A 16,328-nucleotide genomic window follows, 5' to 3' on the forward strand; every position below is an offset into this window, starting at 1 on the left:
CCCCGGCCGCCAGGCACCCGGCGGTGCGCGCCCGCCCCGGCCGCCAGGCGACCCGGCGGTGCGCGCCCGCCCGAGGGGCGTCAGGCGACCCGGCGGTGCGCGTACTCCGTGATCTCGGCCATCGGGGGGCGCTCCTCCGTGTCCACGGCGTACGTGCGCGGCTCGAAGCCCCGCTCGCCGCGCTCGAACTGGGTGAGCCGGGGCCGCACGAGGTGGCCGCGGGAGAGCCGGAGCTGCGCCGTCCGGTAGATCGCGGCGGCCATCCGGCCGAGCGCCTGACCGTCCTGGTGCCGGTGCTTGCGCACCCCGACGTCCACCTGGGCGAGCGCGTCCAGGCCGACCGTGTGGAGCGCGTCCACGAGCAGCCCCAACTCCACTCCGTAGCCGACGGGGAACGGCAGCCGTTCGAGGAGCGAGCGCCGCGCCGCGTACTCGCCGCCGAGGGGCTGCACGAAGCCGGCCAGCTGCGGCCAGTGGAGGTTGAGGAGGGGCCGCGCCACCAGCTCGGTGACCCGGCCGCCCTGACCAGGGGTGTCCCCGAAGGGGCGGTCGTACATCGCCTTCACGAAGTCGACGTCCGGGTCGGTGAGCAGCGGGCCCACGATCCCGGTGACGAAGTCGGCGGAGAAGTCCCGCAGGTCCGCGTCGACGAAGCACACGACGTCCCCGCTCGTCACCATCAGTGACCGCCACAGCACCTCGCCCTTGCCGGGGACGGCCGGTATCCGGGGCAGGATCGCGTCGCGCGCGACCACCCGCGCCCCGGCCGCCGCCGCGACCTCCGCCGTGCGGTCCGTGGAGCCCGAGTCGATCACCACCAGCTCGTCGACGAGCGGCACCGCCTCCGACATCAGCTCGCGGCGGATCACGGCGACGATGTCCCCGACCGTGGCCTCCTCGTTCAGCGCGGGCAGCACGACGCTGACCTTCGTGTTGCGCTTGGCGGCGAGGATGCGCTCCAGCGGCCGGTCCGCCACGGACCAGGACCGGCGGTCCAGCCAGCGCTCCACCTCTTCCAGCACGTGATCTCCATCTCGCGTTACGGACGGCCCGTCCAAGCATCCGGGCCTTCGGTTACAGTCTTGAACAACGCGGATCCCCGATGCACGTCGGGGTGCCGACCGCGTGGGAGCGCAGGAACGAAGTCCATCGCGCTTCACAATCGAATACCGCTCATCCAGAGGGGCAGAGGGAAACGGCCCGTTGAAGCCCCGGCAACCCTCCAGTCGGTTTGTCTCGCCCACCCGTCTCCCGGCCACCACCCCTAGTGGTGTCCTGACGGACGTAGTTTGTTTGCGCGAGGTCCCCGGCTAGGGAAGGTGCCAAATCCGTCTCATGGCGAAAAATTCGTCATGGGAAAGATGAGGAGAAAGGGCCTCGCCTCCATGGCTGCACAGACTGTCGCCTCTGCCACCACCGTCGACCTCGGTCCCGCGTCCGGGCTTTCCTGTCGCGAATGCGGTGAAATCTTCCCGCTCGGTCCGATCTTCGCCTGTGAACTCTGTTTCGGACCTCTCGAAGTCGCGTACGACCTGCCCACCGGTGACCCCGAGGCGCTGCGCAAGCGGATCGAGGCCGGCCCGGCCAACATCTGGCGCTACGCCCCGCTGCTGCCCGTCCCCGCGGACGTCGCCGAGAAGCCGAACCTGAACCCCGGCTGGACCAAGCTCGTCCAGGCCGACAACCTCGCCCGCGAGATCGGCGTCGCCCCCGGCAAGCTGTTCGTCAAGGACGACTCCGGCAACCCGACCCACTCCTTCAAGGACCGGGTCGTCGCCCAGGCCCTCGAAGCCGCCCGCGCCTTCGGCTTCACCACCCTGTCCTGCTCGTCCACCGGCAACCTGGCCGGCGCCGTCGGCGCCGCCGCCGCCCGCGCCGGCTTCCGCTCCTGCGTCTTCATCCCGCACGACCTGGAGCAGGGCAAGGTCGTCATGGCCGGTGTCTACGGCGGTGACCTGGTCGCCATCGAGGGCAACTACGACGACGTCAACCGCTTCTGCTCGGAGCTCATCGGCGACCCGCTCGGCGAGGGCTGGGGCTTCGTGAACGTCAACCTCCGCCCGTACTACGGCGAGGGCTCCAAGACGCTGGCGTACGAGATCTGCGAGCAGCTCGGCTGGGTCATCCCCGACCAGCTCGTCATCCCGATCGCCTCCGGCTCCCAGCTCACGAAGATCGACAAGGGTCTGCAGGAGCTCATCAAGCTGGGCCTCGTCGAGGACAAGCCGTACAAGATCTTCGGCGCCCAGGCCGAGGGCTGCTCCCCGGTCTCCGTCGCCTTCAAGGCCGGCCACGACGTCGTCCGCCCGCAGAAGCCGAACACGATCGCCAAGTCGCTCGCCATCGGCAACCCGGCCGACGGCCCGTACGTCCTCGACATCGCGCGCCGCACCGGCGGTGCCGTGGAGGACGTGAACGACGAGCAGGTCGTGGACGCGATCAAGCTGCTCGCGCAGACCGAGGGAATCTTCGCCGAGACCGCGGGCGGCGTGACCGTCGGCGTCACGAAGAAGCTGGTGGAGGCGGGTCTCATCGACCCGGACCTGACCACCGTCGTCCTCAACACGGGTGACGGACTCAAGACCCTGGACGCGGTGGCCGACACCTCTCAGGCGACCGTCACCATCCGCCCGAGCCTGGACGCCTTCCGCGACGCCGGCCTGGCGATCTGAGTCCGCCCGCTTTCCCGGTCCTCCGAAAGGTTACGAAGACATGGCCGTGAACGTCCGCATCCCCACCATCCTCCGCACCTACACGGGCGGGCAGTCCGAGGTCCAGGCCGAGGGCGCGACCCTCGCCGAGGTCATCGCCGACCTGGACAAGAACCACACCGGCATCGCCGCCCGCGTCCTGGACGACCAGGGCAAGCTGCGCCGCTTCGTCAACGTCTACGTGAACGACGACGACGTGCGCTTCGAGCAGGGCCTGGAGACCGCCACCCCGGCCGGTGCCGGCGTCTCGATCATCCCCGCGGTGGCCGGCGGCTGCTGAGCCGTTCCGCGTCCCGTCTTTCTTGAATTGCCCCTTCCGCGCCTATAAGCGGAAGGGGCAATTCTGCATGGTTGAGCGGGGTAGAGTTGGGGAAGTCCCCTCCGCTGCTCATGCCGGACGCATATGAGAAAGCGTCTCCGTGCGACAAGAAGCAGCCAAAGTGCCTGCGCGTTGTGTACGTTCTGCGCCTTTTGCCGGGCCCGACTTGCCCCGGCATCCAGGGGATTCTCCCCAATTCCCCTTTCCGTCGCGCCGAGAATTCTCGCTCGAATGACCTGTTGCAGAGGGCAGTTGGGCAGATACATTCAGCGGCGGTCGACGCGTTCCGGCGCAGGGTCTGACCCGGGTCCGCGAAGTGCGGTCCCGCGCAAGGGCCAGTAATAGGGGAGTTAGGCATGGCTCAGGGCACCGTCAAGTGGTTCAACGCGGAGAAGGGCTACGGCTTCATCGCGGTCGACGGTGGTGCGGATGTTTTCGTCCACTACAGCGCGATCCAGATGGATGGCTACCGCAGCCTCGAAGAGGGACAGCGAGTCGAGTTCGAGATCTCGCAGGGCCAGAAGGGTCCGCAGGCGGACATGGTCAAGCTCGCCGTCTGAGCGCGGCGCGATCGGCCACCGACGCAACGCCGTCGAGGGGTCCGCATCCCTGAGGGGATGCGGACCCCTCACGCGTTCCCGCACGCCCCCGCGCGCCCCTCCTTCCACGTCCCGATCGCCGAGAGTCGCTTGCGCCCTCCCGTCACCCGACCGCCCGCCCCTCATCGACGTTCCTTCGGAACGGCTTGCACTCTCCTATGCCGAGTGCTAATCATTGGCGTTAGCACTCGGCAGGTGAGAGTGCTACTACGAGGATCGGGCAGATGAGGCCCGCGGCCGGACGGGGCAAGGAACCGTCGGGTGCGCAGGCCGTCCGTCGCGGGCATCGGCGCGGTCCTGGAGCGTTATCCACCCCATGTCCGGGAGGACCACTTCACATGGCCAAGATCATCGCGTTCGACGAGGAGGCCCGGCGCGGTCTCGAGCGCGGCATGAACCAGCTCGCTGACGCCGTCAAGGTCACCCTCGGCCCCAAGGGTCGCAACGTCGTCCTCGAGAAGAAGTGGGGCGCCCCCACGATCACCAACGATGGTGTCTCCATCGCCAAGGAGATCGAGCTCGAGGACCCGTACGAGAAGATCGGCGCCGAGCTGGTCAAGGAAGTCGCCAAGAAGACGGACGACGTCGCCGGCGACGGTACGACCACCGCCACCGTCCTCGCCCAGGCGCTCGTCCGCGAGGGTCTGCGCAACGTGGCCGCCGGTGCCAACCCGATGGCCCTCAAGCGCGGTATCGAGAAGGCCGTCGAGGCCGTCTCCGGCGCCCTGCTCGAGCAGGCGAAGGATGTCGAGACCAAGGAGCAGATCGCTTCCACGGCCTCCATCTCCGCCGCCGACACCCAGATCGGCGAGCTCATCGCCGAGGCGATGGACAAGGTCGGCAAGGAAGGCGTCATCACCGTCGAGGAGTCCCAGACCTTCGGTCTGGAGCTGGAACTCACCGAGGGCATGCGCTTCGACAAGGGCTACATCTCGGCGTACTTCGCCACCGACATGGAGCGCATGGAGGCGTCGCTCGACGACCCCTACCTCCTGATCGTCAACTCCAAGATCTCCTCCGTGAAGGACCTGCTCCCGCTCCTGGAGAAGGTCATGCAGTCGGGCAAGCCGCTGCTGATCATCGCCGAGGACGTCGAGGGCGAGGCCCTGTCGACCCTGGTCGTCAACAAGATCCGCGGCACCTTCAAGTCCGTCGCGGTCAAGGCCCCGGGCTTCGGCGACCGTCGCAAGGCCATGCTGAACGACATCGCCATCCTCACCGGCGGCACGGTCATCTCCGAGGAGGTCGGCCTCAAGCTGGAGAACGCGGGCCTCGACCTGCTGGGCCGCGCCCGCAAGGTCGTCATCACCAAGGACGAGACCACCATCGTCGACGGTGCCGGTGACAGCGAGCAGGTCGCCGGTCGCGTGAACCAGATCCGCGCCGAGATCGAGAACTCCGACTCGGACTACGACCGCGAGAAGCTGCAGGAGCGCCTGGCGAAGCTCGCCGGCGGTGTTGCGGTCATCAAGGCCGGTGCCGCGACCGAGGTCGAGCTCAAGGAGCGCAAGCACCGCATCGAGGACGCCGTTCGCAACGCGAAGGCGGCCGTCGAGGAGGGCATCGTCGCCGGCGGTGGCGTCGCCCTGCTGCAGGCGTCCAGCGTCTTCGAGAAGCTCGAGGCGTCCCTCGCGGGTGACGAGGCCACGGGTGCGAACATCGTGAAGCTGGCCCTCGAGGCTCCGCTGAAGCAGATCGCCGTCAACGCCGGCCTCGAGGGTGGCGTCGTCGCGGAGAAGGTTCGCAACCTGCCCGTCGGCCACGGCCTGAACGCCGCGACCAACGAGTACGTCGACCTCATCGCCGAGGGCATCATCGACCCGGCGAAGGTCACGCGCTCCGCGCTGCAGAACGCCGCGTCGATCGCCGCGCTGTTCCTCACCACCGAGGCCGTCATCGCCGACAAGCCGGAGAAGGCGTCCGCGCCGGCCGGCGGCGGCATGCCGGGCGGTGACATGGACTTCTGATCCTCCGGGATCGGTGGTTCATCGCTGAACGCGACCGAGGGCGGCACTCCCACCAGGGGGTGCCGCCCTCGGGCGTTCGGCGGATGCTGGAAGAGGCGGTCACGGCGGAGGGCCGCCGCGGGGGCCGCACGGAAGGGGCCGCGACCATGGTCACCCTGCTGACGACGCCGGCCGATCGCGAGCTGGTCATCACGCGCACCTTCGACGCGCCGCCGGCCCGGGTCTGGGAGGCCTGGACGGTCCCCGAGCACGTGCGGGAGTGGTACGGGGCGGCCGTCCTGACGACGACGGTCGTCGACATCGACCTACGGCCCGGCGGCGCCTGGCGTTGGGGACAGACCGCGCCGGACGGGCAGGAGATCGTCTTCTCCGGCACGTACGAGGACGTCGTCCCCGTCGAGCGGCTCGACTACACGGAGGTGTTCGAGCAGATGCCGGACGCCGATCCGGTCCGCGTGAACCTCGCCTTCGACGCGACGCCCGACGGCGGCACGGCCCTGACCAGCACGTCCTTCTGGCCCTCGAACGACATCAGGGACCAGGCGCTGGCCGCGGGCATGGAAGCCGGCGTCCGCGAGCAGTACGACCGCCTCGCGGACTACCTGACGTCGATGTGAGGGCCGGGCCCCTCGGGCAGGGCACCAGGCCGGACAGGGGCGCGGGGACTACTCGGGGCGTCGGAACAGGCCCGTCCAGAGGAAGGACTCGCCGAACGCGGGGGACTCCGCGGGCTCGTCGCGCATCCGCCGTAGCTCGACCTCCGTCAGGCCGGCGAAGATCGCGCGCAGCGAGTCGTCCGAGTAGGCGAGGCCGCCCTCCAGCTTCCCGCGCCGGTAGAAGTCGGCGTCCGGCAGCTCCGAGCCCATCCCGCCCTCGCCGGCCGCGAACGCCGTCAGGGCGAAGTGCCCGCCCGGTGCCAGGACCCGGTCCAGGAGCGCGAGGTAGCCGACGCGGCGGTGCGGCGGCAGGTGGTGGAAGCAACCGGAGTCGTACACGAGGTCGTACGGGCCTTCCAGGCCGGCCGCGAAGGCGTCTCCGCACACGAACCGGACGTCCTTCTCGACACCCGCCTCCCGCGCCCTCTCCCCGGCCCATCCGATCGCCCCCGCGGACAGGTCGACCGCGTCCACCTCGTACCCCAGTGACGCCAGGTACAGCGTGTTCCTGCCCGGACCGCACCCGAGGTCGAGGGCCCTTCCGCCGCCCGGCACCAGGCCCCGCCCCACGTACGACACCAGGCTCTCGTCCGGCTTCCCGACGAAGAACGGCACCGGCTTCTCCCGGTCCGCGTAGAACCCGTCCCACCAGTCCGCGCCCGCCTCCGTCCACCGGTCCGCTTCGGGTGCGAACAGGCCGTCGAGCAGGGTCATGACGTCGTCGATCGTGCGGATGTTCCGGTCCATGTGGATCTCCCCTCCGAGTCCCTCAAGAATAGTGGGAGGAGGGGTAAAAGCCCAGGTCAGAGGTGGTGTGCGGGGGTGCTGTGCGGGTCGTGGAGGGTGTGCGGCGCCACGGGTGGGCCCGCCCCTCACGCCCCCGCCGTCCCGCCCCTCGCAGGGCGCCTCCAGGCCCGTGGAGGGGCTGTTCAGGGCCGGGCGCGGGTCTCTGATCCAAGTGTTTTCCCGCGGTGTCCCCTCCGCGGCGGCAGGGAGGAAAGGCGTCAATCTGCCGGCCGCCCCGCCGTCGCGCCCCGGCCGAAAGCACCCCGGTGTGAATGCGGTCGTAACCGGCCGGAAGGGTCGTCCGGGACGTGTGGTGCTGTCCGGTGCTGTCCGGCTCTGTCCGGTAGGTGACGGAGGGGATTGGCCGGACTGCCGGGTTGTCCTCGACTCCGGGCCCCGCTAGCGGTATTGGCGGCCCCGGTCGGGGTCCCCATCATCGTCCCGGGTGTGACGGACCGGCACCCGGGGAGGGGAGGAGCCGTGGGGATGGCGGACGTGGTGAGGGTGGGCGACAGGTGAGTTCGTTCACCGGGCGGCGGCTGGCGGGGCTGATCGCCGAGCGGACGGGGCAGGCGGCACTCGGTCACGATGCCGAAGTCGTCGGCCGGGTCCTGCCGTTCAAGGTCAGCACGCATGTGGCCGACGAGCTCGTCGACTGGGCGCGGGCCCCCGACGATCCGCTGTACCGGCTGGTCATGCCGCACCGGGACATGCTGGCGCCCGCCGACTTCGCCGCCGTCGAGGCGGCGCTGCGGAGCGGGGACAGGGTTCGGCTGCGGCTGGTCGTGGACGGCCTCAGGGAGCGCCTCAACCCGCACCCCGGGGGGCAGGTGCACCTGAACGTGCCGGAGGACGGGTGGGGGCTCCAGCACAAGTACCCCGAGACGCTGCTGGTCTTCCCGCGCCAGGGGCAGACCTGTCACGGCTACTGCGCGTACTGCTTCCGCTGGCCGCAGTTCACCGGGGAGTCGGCGCGCCGGCAGGCGGTGGGCGGGCCCGAGGTGATGACCGGGCATCTGGCGCGGCACCCGGAGGTCACCGACGTCCTGCTGACCGGCGGCGACCCGCTGGTCATGCGGACCGAACTGCTCGACACGTACGTCGCACCGCTTCTCGACCTGCCCCAGGTCCGTACCGTCCGCATCGGCACCAAGGCGGTGGCGTTCCAGCCCGAGCGCTTCCTCACCGCGCCCGACGCCGACGACCTGCTCCGCCTCTTCGAGCGCGTCGTCGCCTCCGGCCGGCACCTCGCCCTGATGCTGCACGTCTCCCACCCGCGGGAGCTCCACCCCGAGCCGGCCCGCCGCGCCCTGCGCCGGCTCCGCGCCACCGGCGCGGTCCTGCGGACCCAGGCCCCCGTCGTCCGGCACGTCAACGACGACGCCGCGGTGTGGGCCCGCATGTGGCAGGAGCAGGTCGAACTGGGGCTCGTGCCCTACTACATGTTCGTGGAGCGCGACACGGGCCCGCGCCGCTACTTCGGGCTGCCGCTCGCCCGCGCCCTGGACGTGCACGCCGACGCGATCCGCCGGGTCTCGGGCCTCGCGCGGACCGCGCGCGGCCCGGTCATGTCCACCGAGCTCGGCAAGCTCGTCCTCGACGGCATCGCCCACCTTCCCGACGGTCCCGCGTTCGCCCTGCGCGCCCTCCAGGCCCGCGACCCGTCCCTGGTCGGGACCCTCGCCCACGCCCGCCTCGACCCGGCGGCCCAGTGGTGGGACGAGCTCATCCCGTACGGGCCCCGGGACCGTGCCCTGATCCCGGGGAAGCCGCTGACGCTCGAAGGCGTGGTGGGGTGAGGCCCCCCGGGGTGCCGGATCGCCTCGGGCCGGCGGGGGCGGGGGCGGAGGCGGGTGACTACGCGGCGGCGGCCCGGTGGGCGCGGTCCAGGCGGGTCAGGTCCTCGGGGGTGAGGCGCAGGGAGCCGGCGGCGACGTTGGCGGCGAGGTGGGCGGGGTCGCCGGTGCCGGGGATGGCGAGGAGGTGGGGGCCCTGGTGGAGGGTCCAGGCGATGCGGACCTGGGCGGGGCTCGCGCCGTGGCCCTCGGCGACGGCGAGGACCTCGTCGTGCTCGGTGGCGGTGACTCCCGTCTCGCGGGCGGCGGCGGCGATCGCGTAGAAGGGGACGAACGCGATGCCCTGCTCGCCGCAGTGCCGCACGAACTCCTCGTACTCGGGGCGGACCCCGATCCCGTACATGTTCTGGACGCAGACGACCGGGGCGATGGTCCGTGCCTCGGCGAGCTGGTCGGGCGTGACGTTGGAGAGGCCGAGGTGGCGGATGAGGCCCGCCTGGCGCAGGTCGGCGAGGGCCCCGAAGCGTTCGGCGATCGAATCGGTGCCGAGGACGCGGAGGTTGACGACGTCGAGCCGGTCCCGGCCGAGCTGGCGCAGGTTCTCCTCGACCTGTGCGCGCAGCGCGGCGGGCGTGCGGGCGTGCTCGCTCCAGGCGCCGGAGAGGTCGCGCGCGGGGCCGACCTTGGTCGCGATGACGAGGTCGTCGGGGTAGGGGCCGCCGAGGGCGCTGTTGATCAGCTCGTTCGCGGAGCGGAGCGGCGAGAAGTAGAAGGCCGCCGTGTCGATGTGGTTCACGCCGAGGTCGACTGCCTTGCGGAGCACGGATATCGCCCGGTCGCGATCCATCGGTACGGCGTTCTCGACGAGCGCCGCGCCGTGCTGCGGCAACCGCATGGCGCCGAAGCCGAGCCGGTGGACGGGCAGGTCGCCGCCGAGGAGCCAGGTTCCGGAGGCGGTTGCGTGTGCTGCGGGTTCCATGGGGGATCCACCTTGTGGTTCGAGGGAGACGATCATTGTGCGGAAGAGGCCGGGCCGGTGCACCGGGGTTTCCGAAGTGGGGGCGGCCGTAGGGGGGTTGGCCCCACCCGCGACCCGCCTGTCTGCCGGATGGGAGCCGTCGGCGCGGAACGAGAGGCTGTGCGCATGACGACGAACCGTGGACGCAAGGCCCTGATGCTCGCCCTCTCCGCCACCGCCGTGGCCGGTGCCGCCCTCGCCGGGGGCGGGATCACTCCCGCCGCCGCGGCGACGGGGCTCGACTGGGGTGGCTGCGCCCCGGCGGTGAAGCCGCTGCCCGGACAGCAGTGCGCGATGCTCTCCGTACCCCTGGACTACGCCCGACCCGACGGGGAGCAGATCCAGCTCGCCGTCTCCCGGCTGCGCGGCGACCGCCCCGAGGCCCGGCGCGGCACGCTGATGGTCATCCCCGGCGGCCCGGGCAGCTCCGGGGTCCAGCGGCTCGGCCAGAAGGGCGCGGCCCTGGCCGGGGAGCTGAACGGGGCCTACGACCTGGTGGCCTTCGACCCCCGGGGCGTCGGCGGATCGGCGAAGGCCCGGTGCGGGTTCGCGGAGGACGACCGGCGCCTGGTGACCCTGCGGTCCTGGCCCGCGGCCGACGGCGGCATCGGGGAGAACATCGCCCGCTCCCGCCGGATGGCCGAGGCCTGTGAGCGCAACGGCGGCGCGATGCTGCGCGGTCTGACGACCGCCAACCAGGTCCGCGACCTCGATCGGCTGCGGCAGGCCCTCGGCGAGCGCAAGCTGTCGGCGTGGAGCGTCTCGTACGGCACGTACGTGGCCGCCGTGTACGCGCAGAACTTCCCCCAGCACACCGACCGCTGGGTCCTCGACAGCAGCGCCGACCCCGACCCGAAGCACGTCGCCCAGGGCTGGCTGGCCGGCATGGCCCGCGGCGCCGAGGACCGCTTCCCGGACTTCGCGGCCTGGGCCGCCGACCCGGCCCGCCCCGCCGCCCTCCGTCTCGCCGAACACCCGGAGGACGTAAGGCCTTTGTTCCTTGACCTCGCCGCCCGGCTCGACCGCGCCCCGCGCCCGTCGACGACCCCCGGCGTCCCGCTGACGGGCACGGTCCTGCGCCAGGCCCTCCAGCAGGCGCTGTACTCCGACACCGCCTTCGAGTCCTTCGCCCGCCTGATGTCCCAGGCCCTCGACCCGAAGGGCGCGCCCGTCCTGCCGCCCGAGCTGACCGGGCCGATGCCCGACGAGGCGGCGGCCGTGAGCGTCGGCGTGATCTGCAACGACGTCGACTGGCCCCGCTCCGTCCCCGCGTACGAGCGGGCCGTCGCCGCCGACCGCGTCCGCCACCCGCTGACGGCCGGCATGCCCGCCAACATCACCCCCTGCGCCTTCTGGAAGGGCGGCGCCGTCGAGAAGCCCACCCGCATCACCGACCGCGGCCCCTCCAACATCCTCATGATCCAGAGCCTCCGCGACCCCGCCACCCCCCACTCGGCCGGCCTCAAGATGCGCGAGGCCTTCGGCGACCGCGCCCGCCTCGTCTCCGTCGACAAGGGCGGCCACGCCGTCTACCTCGGCAGTGGCAACGCCTGCGGCGACCAGTCCGTCACCCGCTTCCTGACGGAGGGGGTGCGCCCGGCGGAGGACGTCCTCTGCCGGTGAGTTCTCCGCGCACGAGTACGGGAAAGGGCCCGGCCGACTGGTGTCGACCGGGCCCTTCCCCCGTACTGCTTCGGGCTACGTGAAGGCCCTGACGCTCCGCCAGTCGATGGAGAGCACCGTCTTGAACGCCGCCTTGGTGTTGGTCGTCGACGGGTAGTAGACCTTCATGTTTCCGGTCGCCCCGTCCCGGGTCCACAGGTCCGGGACGCCGTTGCTTTCGACGTCCAGGGACCTGCTCACATCGGGGATGCCGATGACGGCCGAGACGTTCGCCTGCGTCCAGCCGGTGCCGTACGAGACGTCACCCTGCCGGGAGGCGGCGGACGTCATCAGGGAGGCCAGGGTGACGCTTCCGGTGACGCTGCCCGGCTTGCCGTGGCGGATGTACATGACGCCGGTGTTGACGTCCCGGAACAGCAGGTCGGGGGTGGTGTCCTTGTCGATGTCGGCGAGGTTGACGATGTCGCGGCTGGTCCAGGTCTCGCCGGTCATCTGGGTGGCCGTCTGGAAGTGGGCGCCCGTGTAGCCGGAGAGGACCCAGAAGTTCGCACCCGCGCGGACGAAGACGTCGGGCAGCTTGTCGCCGGTGATGTCGCCGACCGCCTTCATCTGCGTCCAGGTCGACGGCGCCGGTGCGTTCGACGGCAGCTGGACGGAGACCCGGTCCTCGACGTTGAACGTGCCGTAGCCGTCGCCGGGGTAGATCCAGAAGGTGCCGTCCGGCGCGAAACCGGCCGGCTCGACGCGGCCACCCTCCCCGCCGTCGGCGCCCTCGCCGCCGAGAAGCTCGTCGTCCGCTACAACAAGGACGGCCTGCCCCTCTCCATATCCGGCAAGGACTGGTACGGCGCCGAGACCGTCTACTCGCCGTACGGCCAGGTCATGCGCTCCACGCTCGGTGCCCAGCCGTACCGCGTGTGGACGCAGAACACCTTCGACGAGGCCAGCGGCGAGCTCCAGGAACAGCAGGTCTACCGCGAGCAGACCGGCGACACCTCCCTCGTCGGCGGCATCCTCGTCTCCAAGCGCTCCTACGCCTACGACCCGGCCGGCAACGTCACCGGGATCCAGGAGCACTCCACGGGCATCGACGAGCGGCAGTGCTTCTCGTACGACCCGCTGGGCCAGCTGAAGAAGGCATGGACCGACAAGAACCTCACCTGCTCCTCCGGCCCGACGAGCGCCGACGGTTCCGTCATCAACGCCACCTCCGGCGCCGGCAAGACCCTCGGCTCCGGCTACTGGCAGGAGTACGAGTACGACCTCCTCGGCAACCGCAAGAAGCTGACCGAGAAGAACCTCGCCGGTGACACCACCAAGGACGCCGTCACCGACTACACCTACGGCAAGGCGGACGGCTCCCAGCCGCACACCCTGACCAAGGTGTCCAAGGCGTACAAGACGCCGGCCGGCGCGGCGGTGAAGGCCGAGACCGAGCGGCTCTACGAGCTCACCGGCGAAACCAAGACGATCACCGACCCCATGACCGGTGACAGCCAGTCGCTGAGCTGGACGGTGGACGGCCAGATCGACCGGATCACCGGCCAGGGCACCGGCGGCAAGACTCCGTACACGGGCCTCGCCGCCAAGTGCCTCGACCTCAAGTCCGGATGGGCCGTCGCCGGGCAGCCGATCCAGCTGTGGGACTGCAACGCCTCGGCGGCGCAGAACTTCCGGTTCACCCCGACACCGGGGCAGGCCGACCCCAACCTGGGCACCCTGTCCGTGCACGACACCTGGTGCCTCCAGCCGACGGCGAACACCGCCGGCTCCGAGGTGCAGATCCAGAAGTGCAACAGCACGCCCGCGCAGCAGCTGCGGCGGAACGCGGTGGGGCAGCTCACCCACGTCGCCTCGGGCCTGTGCGTCGCCGTCAGGGACGCGGCCACGACCAGCGGCGCGCTTGCCGTCCTGGCCACCTGCAACAGCGCCTCCACCGCCCAGCAGTGGGTTCCGCAGAACGACACCCGTCACATCTACGGCCCCGACGGCGGTCGGCTGCTGACCATCAAGGGCAACCAGGCGACGCTCCACCTGGGCGAAGCCGAGGTCACCGTTCAGAAGAACGGCGCCACGGCCACCCCGATCAACTCCCAGCGCACCTACTCCGCGCCCGGCGGCGCGGTCGTGCGCGTGGCGTACGGCAACAGCGCCACCTCGTCCCTCAGTGCCCTCACGATGGACCACCAGGGCACCCCGTACGCCGAGGTCGCCCTCTACGGCGGCCAGACCGTCCGCATCCGCAAGCAAGACCCCTTCGGCAACCCGCGAGCCGCGTCGGTCACCACCGCCGGCCTGCAGACCCAGAAGGGATTCCTGGGCGCCACCGAGGACGACGCCTCCGGCTTCACCCCGCTCGGCGCCCGTCTCTACGACCCCGTCGTCGGACGCTTCCTGTCCGTCGACCCGATCGTCGACCTCACCGACCCCCAACAGTCCAACGGCTACGCCTACGCCCACAACAACCCGGTCACCCACGCGGACCCGACCGGTCTGGCCATCTCCCTCACCGCCTCCGAGAAGGCAGCCGCCCTCGCCGGCGCCGGCCTCAGCGCCGCCGAAGTCGCCCAGGCCCAGGCCACCATGGGCAAGTCCCTGAGCTCCGTGATCCTCTCGATCGCCTGGGAGACCCTCAAGGACTTCATCGGCATCAACGACGCCATGGCCTGCTTCGGCGGTGACATGTGGTCCTGCGGCAGCCTCATCATCGACGCCATCCCGTGGGGCAAGATCGGCAAGATCCCGTCCGTCCTCAAGGCCATCGACCGCACCATCGACGCCATCCAGGCCTTCAAGGCCGCCAAGAAGGCCGCCGAAATCGTCCTCAAGGCGGCGAAGGCCGCCGAGGCGGCCGCCCTCAAGGCCAAGAAGGCGGCGATCGAACGGGCCAAGAAGGCCGCCCAGGCCGCCAAGAAGAAAGCCGCCGACCAAGCCAAGAAAATCAGCGACGCAGCCGTCCAGAAAACCAAGAAAACCGGCAACCCCGTCCAGAAGCAGGCCCAGGCCAAGGCAGCCCCCAAGGCCTCGTCCGCGGCAGGCTCCGGCAAGGGCGGCGGCAAGTCCGGCGGCGGTGGCGGCGGAAAGGCCAGCACGACCAAGGCCGGCGGCTCCAACGGCGGTTCGTCCCGCAGCAACGGCGGGTCGAGCGGCGGTTCATGCCCGGGCAACAGCTTCGTCCCGGGCACCAAGGTCCTGATGGCCGACGGCTCCACCAAGCCGATCGAACAGGTCAAGGCCGGAGACAAGGTCATCGCGACCGACCCGGAGGCGGGTGAGACCCGCGTCGAGACGGTCACCGCGGAGATCAAGGGACAGGGTCGCAAGCACCTGGTCAAGGTCACCATTGACACGGACGGCCCGTCCGGCTCGAAGACGGCTCAGGTCACCGCGACCGACGGCCACCCCTTCTGGGTTCCTGAGCTGTCCAAGTGGATCGTCGCCACGGACCTGAAGTCGGGCCAGTGGCTCCAGACCAGTGCGGGCACGTACGTTCAGATCGCCTCGATCGAACGCTGGACCGCCCAGTCGGCCGTGGTCCACAACCTGACGGTCTCCGACCTCCACACGTACTACGTGCTGGCGGGGGTCGCAGCGGTCCTGGCCCACAACGCACTTCCGTGTCAAGCGGATATGGAGGATGGCCTCAACCGGGCACACCAGGCGGCGGACAATTTTGAGAACCCTGGTGGAATGTCAGGTCACGCCATCCTTGATGACGGCACCCGGTTTGACCTTTCGTCGGGAGGGGATGGCCGCAACCTTAGGTCTGACCATGTTGCGCCTCCCGGAACGACATCCGAGAACTTCCACCATCTCGAGAACCAGACTGCGGCCATCATGCGCCGTACCGGTCAGAACGCCACTCTTTACATCACCGGCACCTACGGAGCGTGCAGGTACTGTCTTCCGAGCATGAGGGCGATGGTGCCGCCTGGAGGCAGGCTGTTGCTGATCTGGCGGAACGACAATGGAGTGATCAGCAATCGGATGTTCATTGGAGGGGCTGACGACTAGCGACTGATGGAGTCCCCCTGGTCGGCAAACCAATGCCGACCAGGGGGCTCTGCTGTTTTCGCTATGTCCGGAAGGATTAGGAGTTCATGGCGGACGCGGGCATATGAGTGCCATAATGACCGAATGATCAATCCGTCTGATATCGATCTGTTCGACCTCCTCGGTCGCTGGCGTGGTGCGGGTCGCCTCCCCACGGCTCAACCGGAGGACCTGCCCCTTGGCCTGCCTGTACCGCTCGTGGAGTGGTACAGGATCACGTCTGGCTGGCCAGAGGTTCGTTCGGCTGGCACGAAAATTTACGAACCGTCCAGTGTGCGAGTGGGGGTGGACCGCGTTCCTTTTATGGAGGACTTGACTGGCGATTGGGTTTGGGTATTTGATCCGAGTCAGTCGAATGTGGTCTACGAGGGAGATCCCGGCGGTAGGCTGAGTGAGTCACCTGAAGGTCTTGCGGAACTCCTTCTGCATGCGACTATGAGGTCCATTATCTTGCTCTCTGGGTCTAGCAGGCTCGGTGCCCAGGTGCCGGACGTGGAGTTGCCTCGCATCCTTGATGGGTTGAAGCGTGTTGGTTTCGGAGGATGGAAATGGCCGCGGCCCGGGTATCGCCTCTTCGTTTCCGACAACCTCTTGGCGGAAGTTGGCCCGGCAGTTGATCCTGCGGCGCCGTGGCTCAGTAGGCCAGAGTATTCTGCCGTGCGAATTGCAGGCCTGAGTGGCTGCGACCTCTCCTATCTGGATTCGTTCGCTACGGTCTCGTGGATTGATACGGGATTCGATGGGGAGTGAACTTTTGATGAGGTGAGTTTCGGGCCTCTTTCGTTTGCTGTCGCAGATTT

General features: G+C 69.8%; 11 protein-coding genes, 1 pseudogene and 1 riboswitch. Of the genes and pseudogenes, 8 read left to right on the top strand and 4 right to left on the bottom strand.

Annotated elements, in window-relative coordinates; all coding sequences use genetic code 11:
* Positions 1-80: 80 nt before the first annotated feature.
* On the bottom strand, positions 81-1,022 hold the full coding sequence (locus MRBLMG1_RS26080; protein WP_367826554.1) for a glucosyl-3-phosphoglycerate synthase: 942 nt from the start codon (positions 1,020-1,022) through the stop codon (positions 81-83).
* 148 nt (positions 1,023-1,170) lie between these two features.
* Positions 1,171-1,368, top strand: a riboswitch (SAM riboswitch).
* Between MRBLMG1_RS26080 and thrC the strand changes: the two genes are divergently transcribed.
* The 5 genes from thrC to MRBLMG1_RS26105 all read left to right on the top strand — a co-directional run bounded on the left by thrC (position 1,362) and on the right by MRBLMG1_RS26105 (position 6,213).
* Entirely contained in the window at positions 1,362-2,672 is a 1,311-nt protein-coding gene (thrC, locus tag MRBLMG1_RS26085) for a threonine synthase (protein WP_367826608.1), read from the top strand. Its footprint overlaps the riboswitch before it by 7 nt.
* 40 nt (positions 2,673-2,712) lie before the next feature.
* Entirely contained in the window at positions 2,713-2,991 is a 279-nt protein-coding gene (locus MRBLMG1_RS26090) for a MoaD/ThiS family protein (RefSeq protein ID WP_367826555.1), read from the top strand.
* 395 nt (positions 2,992-3,386) lie between these two features.
* Positions 3,387-3,590 carry a cold-shock protein gene (locus tag MRBLMG1_RS26095; RefSeq protein ID WP_015035246.1) on the top strand — a complete coding sequence of 68 codons (204 nt, stop codon included), beginning with the start codon at positions 3,387-3,389 and terminating at the stop codon, positions 3,588-3,590.
* 377 nt (positions 3,591-3,967) lie between these two features.
* Positions 3,968-5,596, top strand: a complete 1,629-nt coding sequence (gene groL / locus MRBLMG1_RS26100) for a chaperonin GroEL (RefSeq protein WP_367826556.1) — start codon at positions 3,968-3,970, stop codon at positions 5,594-5,596.
* Positions 5,597-5,742: 146 nt separating this feature from the next.
* Positions 5,743-6,213 carry an SRPBCC domain-containing protein gene (locus MRBLMG1_RS26105; RefSeq protein WP_367826557.1) on the top strand — a complete coding sequence of 157 codons (471 nt, stop codon included), beginning with the start codon at positions 5,743-5,745 and terminating at the stop codon, positions 6,211-6,213.
* Positions 6,214-6,261: 48 nt separating this feature from the next.
* On the opposite strand, the gene MRBLMG1_RS26110 is transcribed toward MRBLMG1_RS26105, so the two are convergent.
* Positions 6,262-6,999, bottom strand: coding sequence for a class I SAM-dependent methyltransferase (locus tag MRBLMG1_RS26110; RefSeq protein WP_367826558.1), 738 nt, complete (start codon positions 6,997-6,999; stop codon positions 6,262-6,264).
* A 554-nt stretch (positions 7,000-7,553) separates the two neighbouring features.
* Here MRBLMG1_RS26110 and MRBLMG1_RS26115 point away from each other — a divergent pair.
* On the top strand, positions 7,554-8,837 hold the full coding sequence (locus MRBLMG1_RS26115) for a KamA family radical SAM protein (RefSeq protein ID WP_367826559.1): 1,284 nt from the start codon (positions 7,554-7,556) through the stop codon (positions 8,835-8,837).
* Between the two features lie 58 nt (positions 8,838-8,895).
* Here the strand turns inward: MRBLMG1_RS26115 and MRBLMG1_RS26120 are convergent, their stop codons facing one another.
* On the bottom strand, positions 8,896-9,813 hold the full coding sequence (locus MRBLMG1_RS26120; protein WP_367826560.1) for an aldo/keto reductase: 918 nt from the start codon (positions 9,811-9,813) through the stop codon (positions 8,896-8,898).
* A gap of 165 nt (positions 9,814-9,978) precedes the next feature.
* On the opposite strand from MRBLMG1_RS26120, the gene MRBLMG1_RS26125 reads away from it, so the two are divergent.
* The gene (locus tag MRBLMG1_RS26125; protein ID WP_367826561.1) at positions 9,979-11,475 is read left to right on the top strand and encodes an alpha/beta hydrolase; all 1,497 of its coding nucleotides are present in this window, start codon (positions 9,979-9,981) and stop codon (positions 11,473-11,475) included.
* A 75-nt stretch (positions 11,476-11,550) separates the two neighbouring features.
* On the opposite strand, the gene MRBLMG1_RS26130 is transcribed toward MRBLMG1_RS26125, so the two are convergent.
* Positions 11,551-12,084 (bottom strand): FG-GAP repeat domain-containing protein, encoded by a 534-nt coding sequence (locus MRBLMG1_RS26130; protein ID WP_367826562.1) that lies wholly within the window; start codon positions 12,082-12,084, stop codon positions 11,551-11,553.
* A 117-nt stretch (positions 12,085-12,201) separates the two neighbouring features.
* On the opposite strand from MRBLMG1_RS26130, the pseudogene MRBLMG1_RS26135 reads away from it, so the two are divergent.
* A pseudogene (locus MRBLMG1_RS26135) lies at positions 12,202-15,489 on the top strand (ricin-type beta-trefoil lectin domain protein); the annotation flags it as partial.
* Positions 15,490-16,328 lie beyond the last annotated feature (839 nt).

Origin of the sequence: Streptomyces sp. LMG1-1-1.1, assembly GCF_040815545.1 — a bacterium.
Lineage (GTDB): Bacteria > Actinomycetota > Actinomycetes > Streptomycetales > Streptomycetaceae > Streptomyces.

Excerpts from the sequence above, each read along its gene's own strand:
- thrC (WP_367826608.1), top strand. The coding sequence starts at position 1,362 with ATGAGGAGAAAGGGCCTCGCCTCCATGGCTGCACAGACTGTCGCCTCT.
- MRBLMG1_RS26090 (WP_367826555.1), top strand. The coding sequence starts at position 2,713 with ATGGCCGTGAACGTCCGCATCCCCACCATCCTCCGCACCTACACGGGC.
- MRBLMG1_RS26095 (WP_015035246.1), top strand. The coding sequence starts at position 3,387 with ATGGCTCAGGGCACCGTCAAGTGGTTCAACGCGGAGAAGGGCTACGGC.
- groL (WP_367826556.1), top strand. The coding sequence starts at position 3,968 with ATGGCCAAGATCATCGCGTTCGACGAGGAGGCCCGGCGCGGTCTCGAG.
- MRBLMG1_RS26105 (WP_367826557.1), top strand. The coding sequence starts at position 5,743 with ATGGTCACCCTGCTGACGACGCCGGCCGATCGCGAGCTGGTCATCACG.
- MRBLMG1_RS26110 (WP_367826558.1), bottom strand. The coding sequence starts at position 6,999 with ATGGACCGGAACATCCGCACGATCGACGACGTCATGACCCTGCTCGAC.
- MRBLMG1_RS26120 (WP_367826560.1), bottom strand. The coding sequence starts at position 9,813 with ATGGAACCCGCAGCACACGCAACCGCCTCCGGAACCTGGCTCCTCGGC.
- MRBLMG1_RS26125 (WP_367826561.1), top strand. The coding sequence starts at position 9,979 with ATGACGACGAACCGTGGACGCAAGGCCCTGATGCTCGCCCTCTCCGCC.
- MRBLMG1_RS26130 (WP_367826562.1), bottom strand. The coding sequence starts at position 12,084 with ATGAAGGCGGTCGGCGACATCACCGGCGACAAGCTGCCCGACGTCTTC.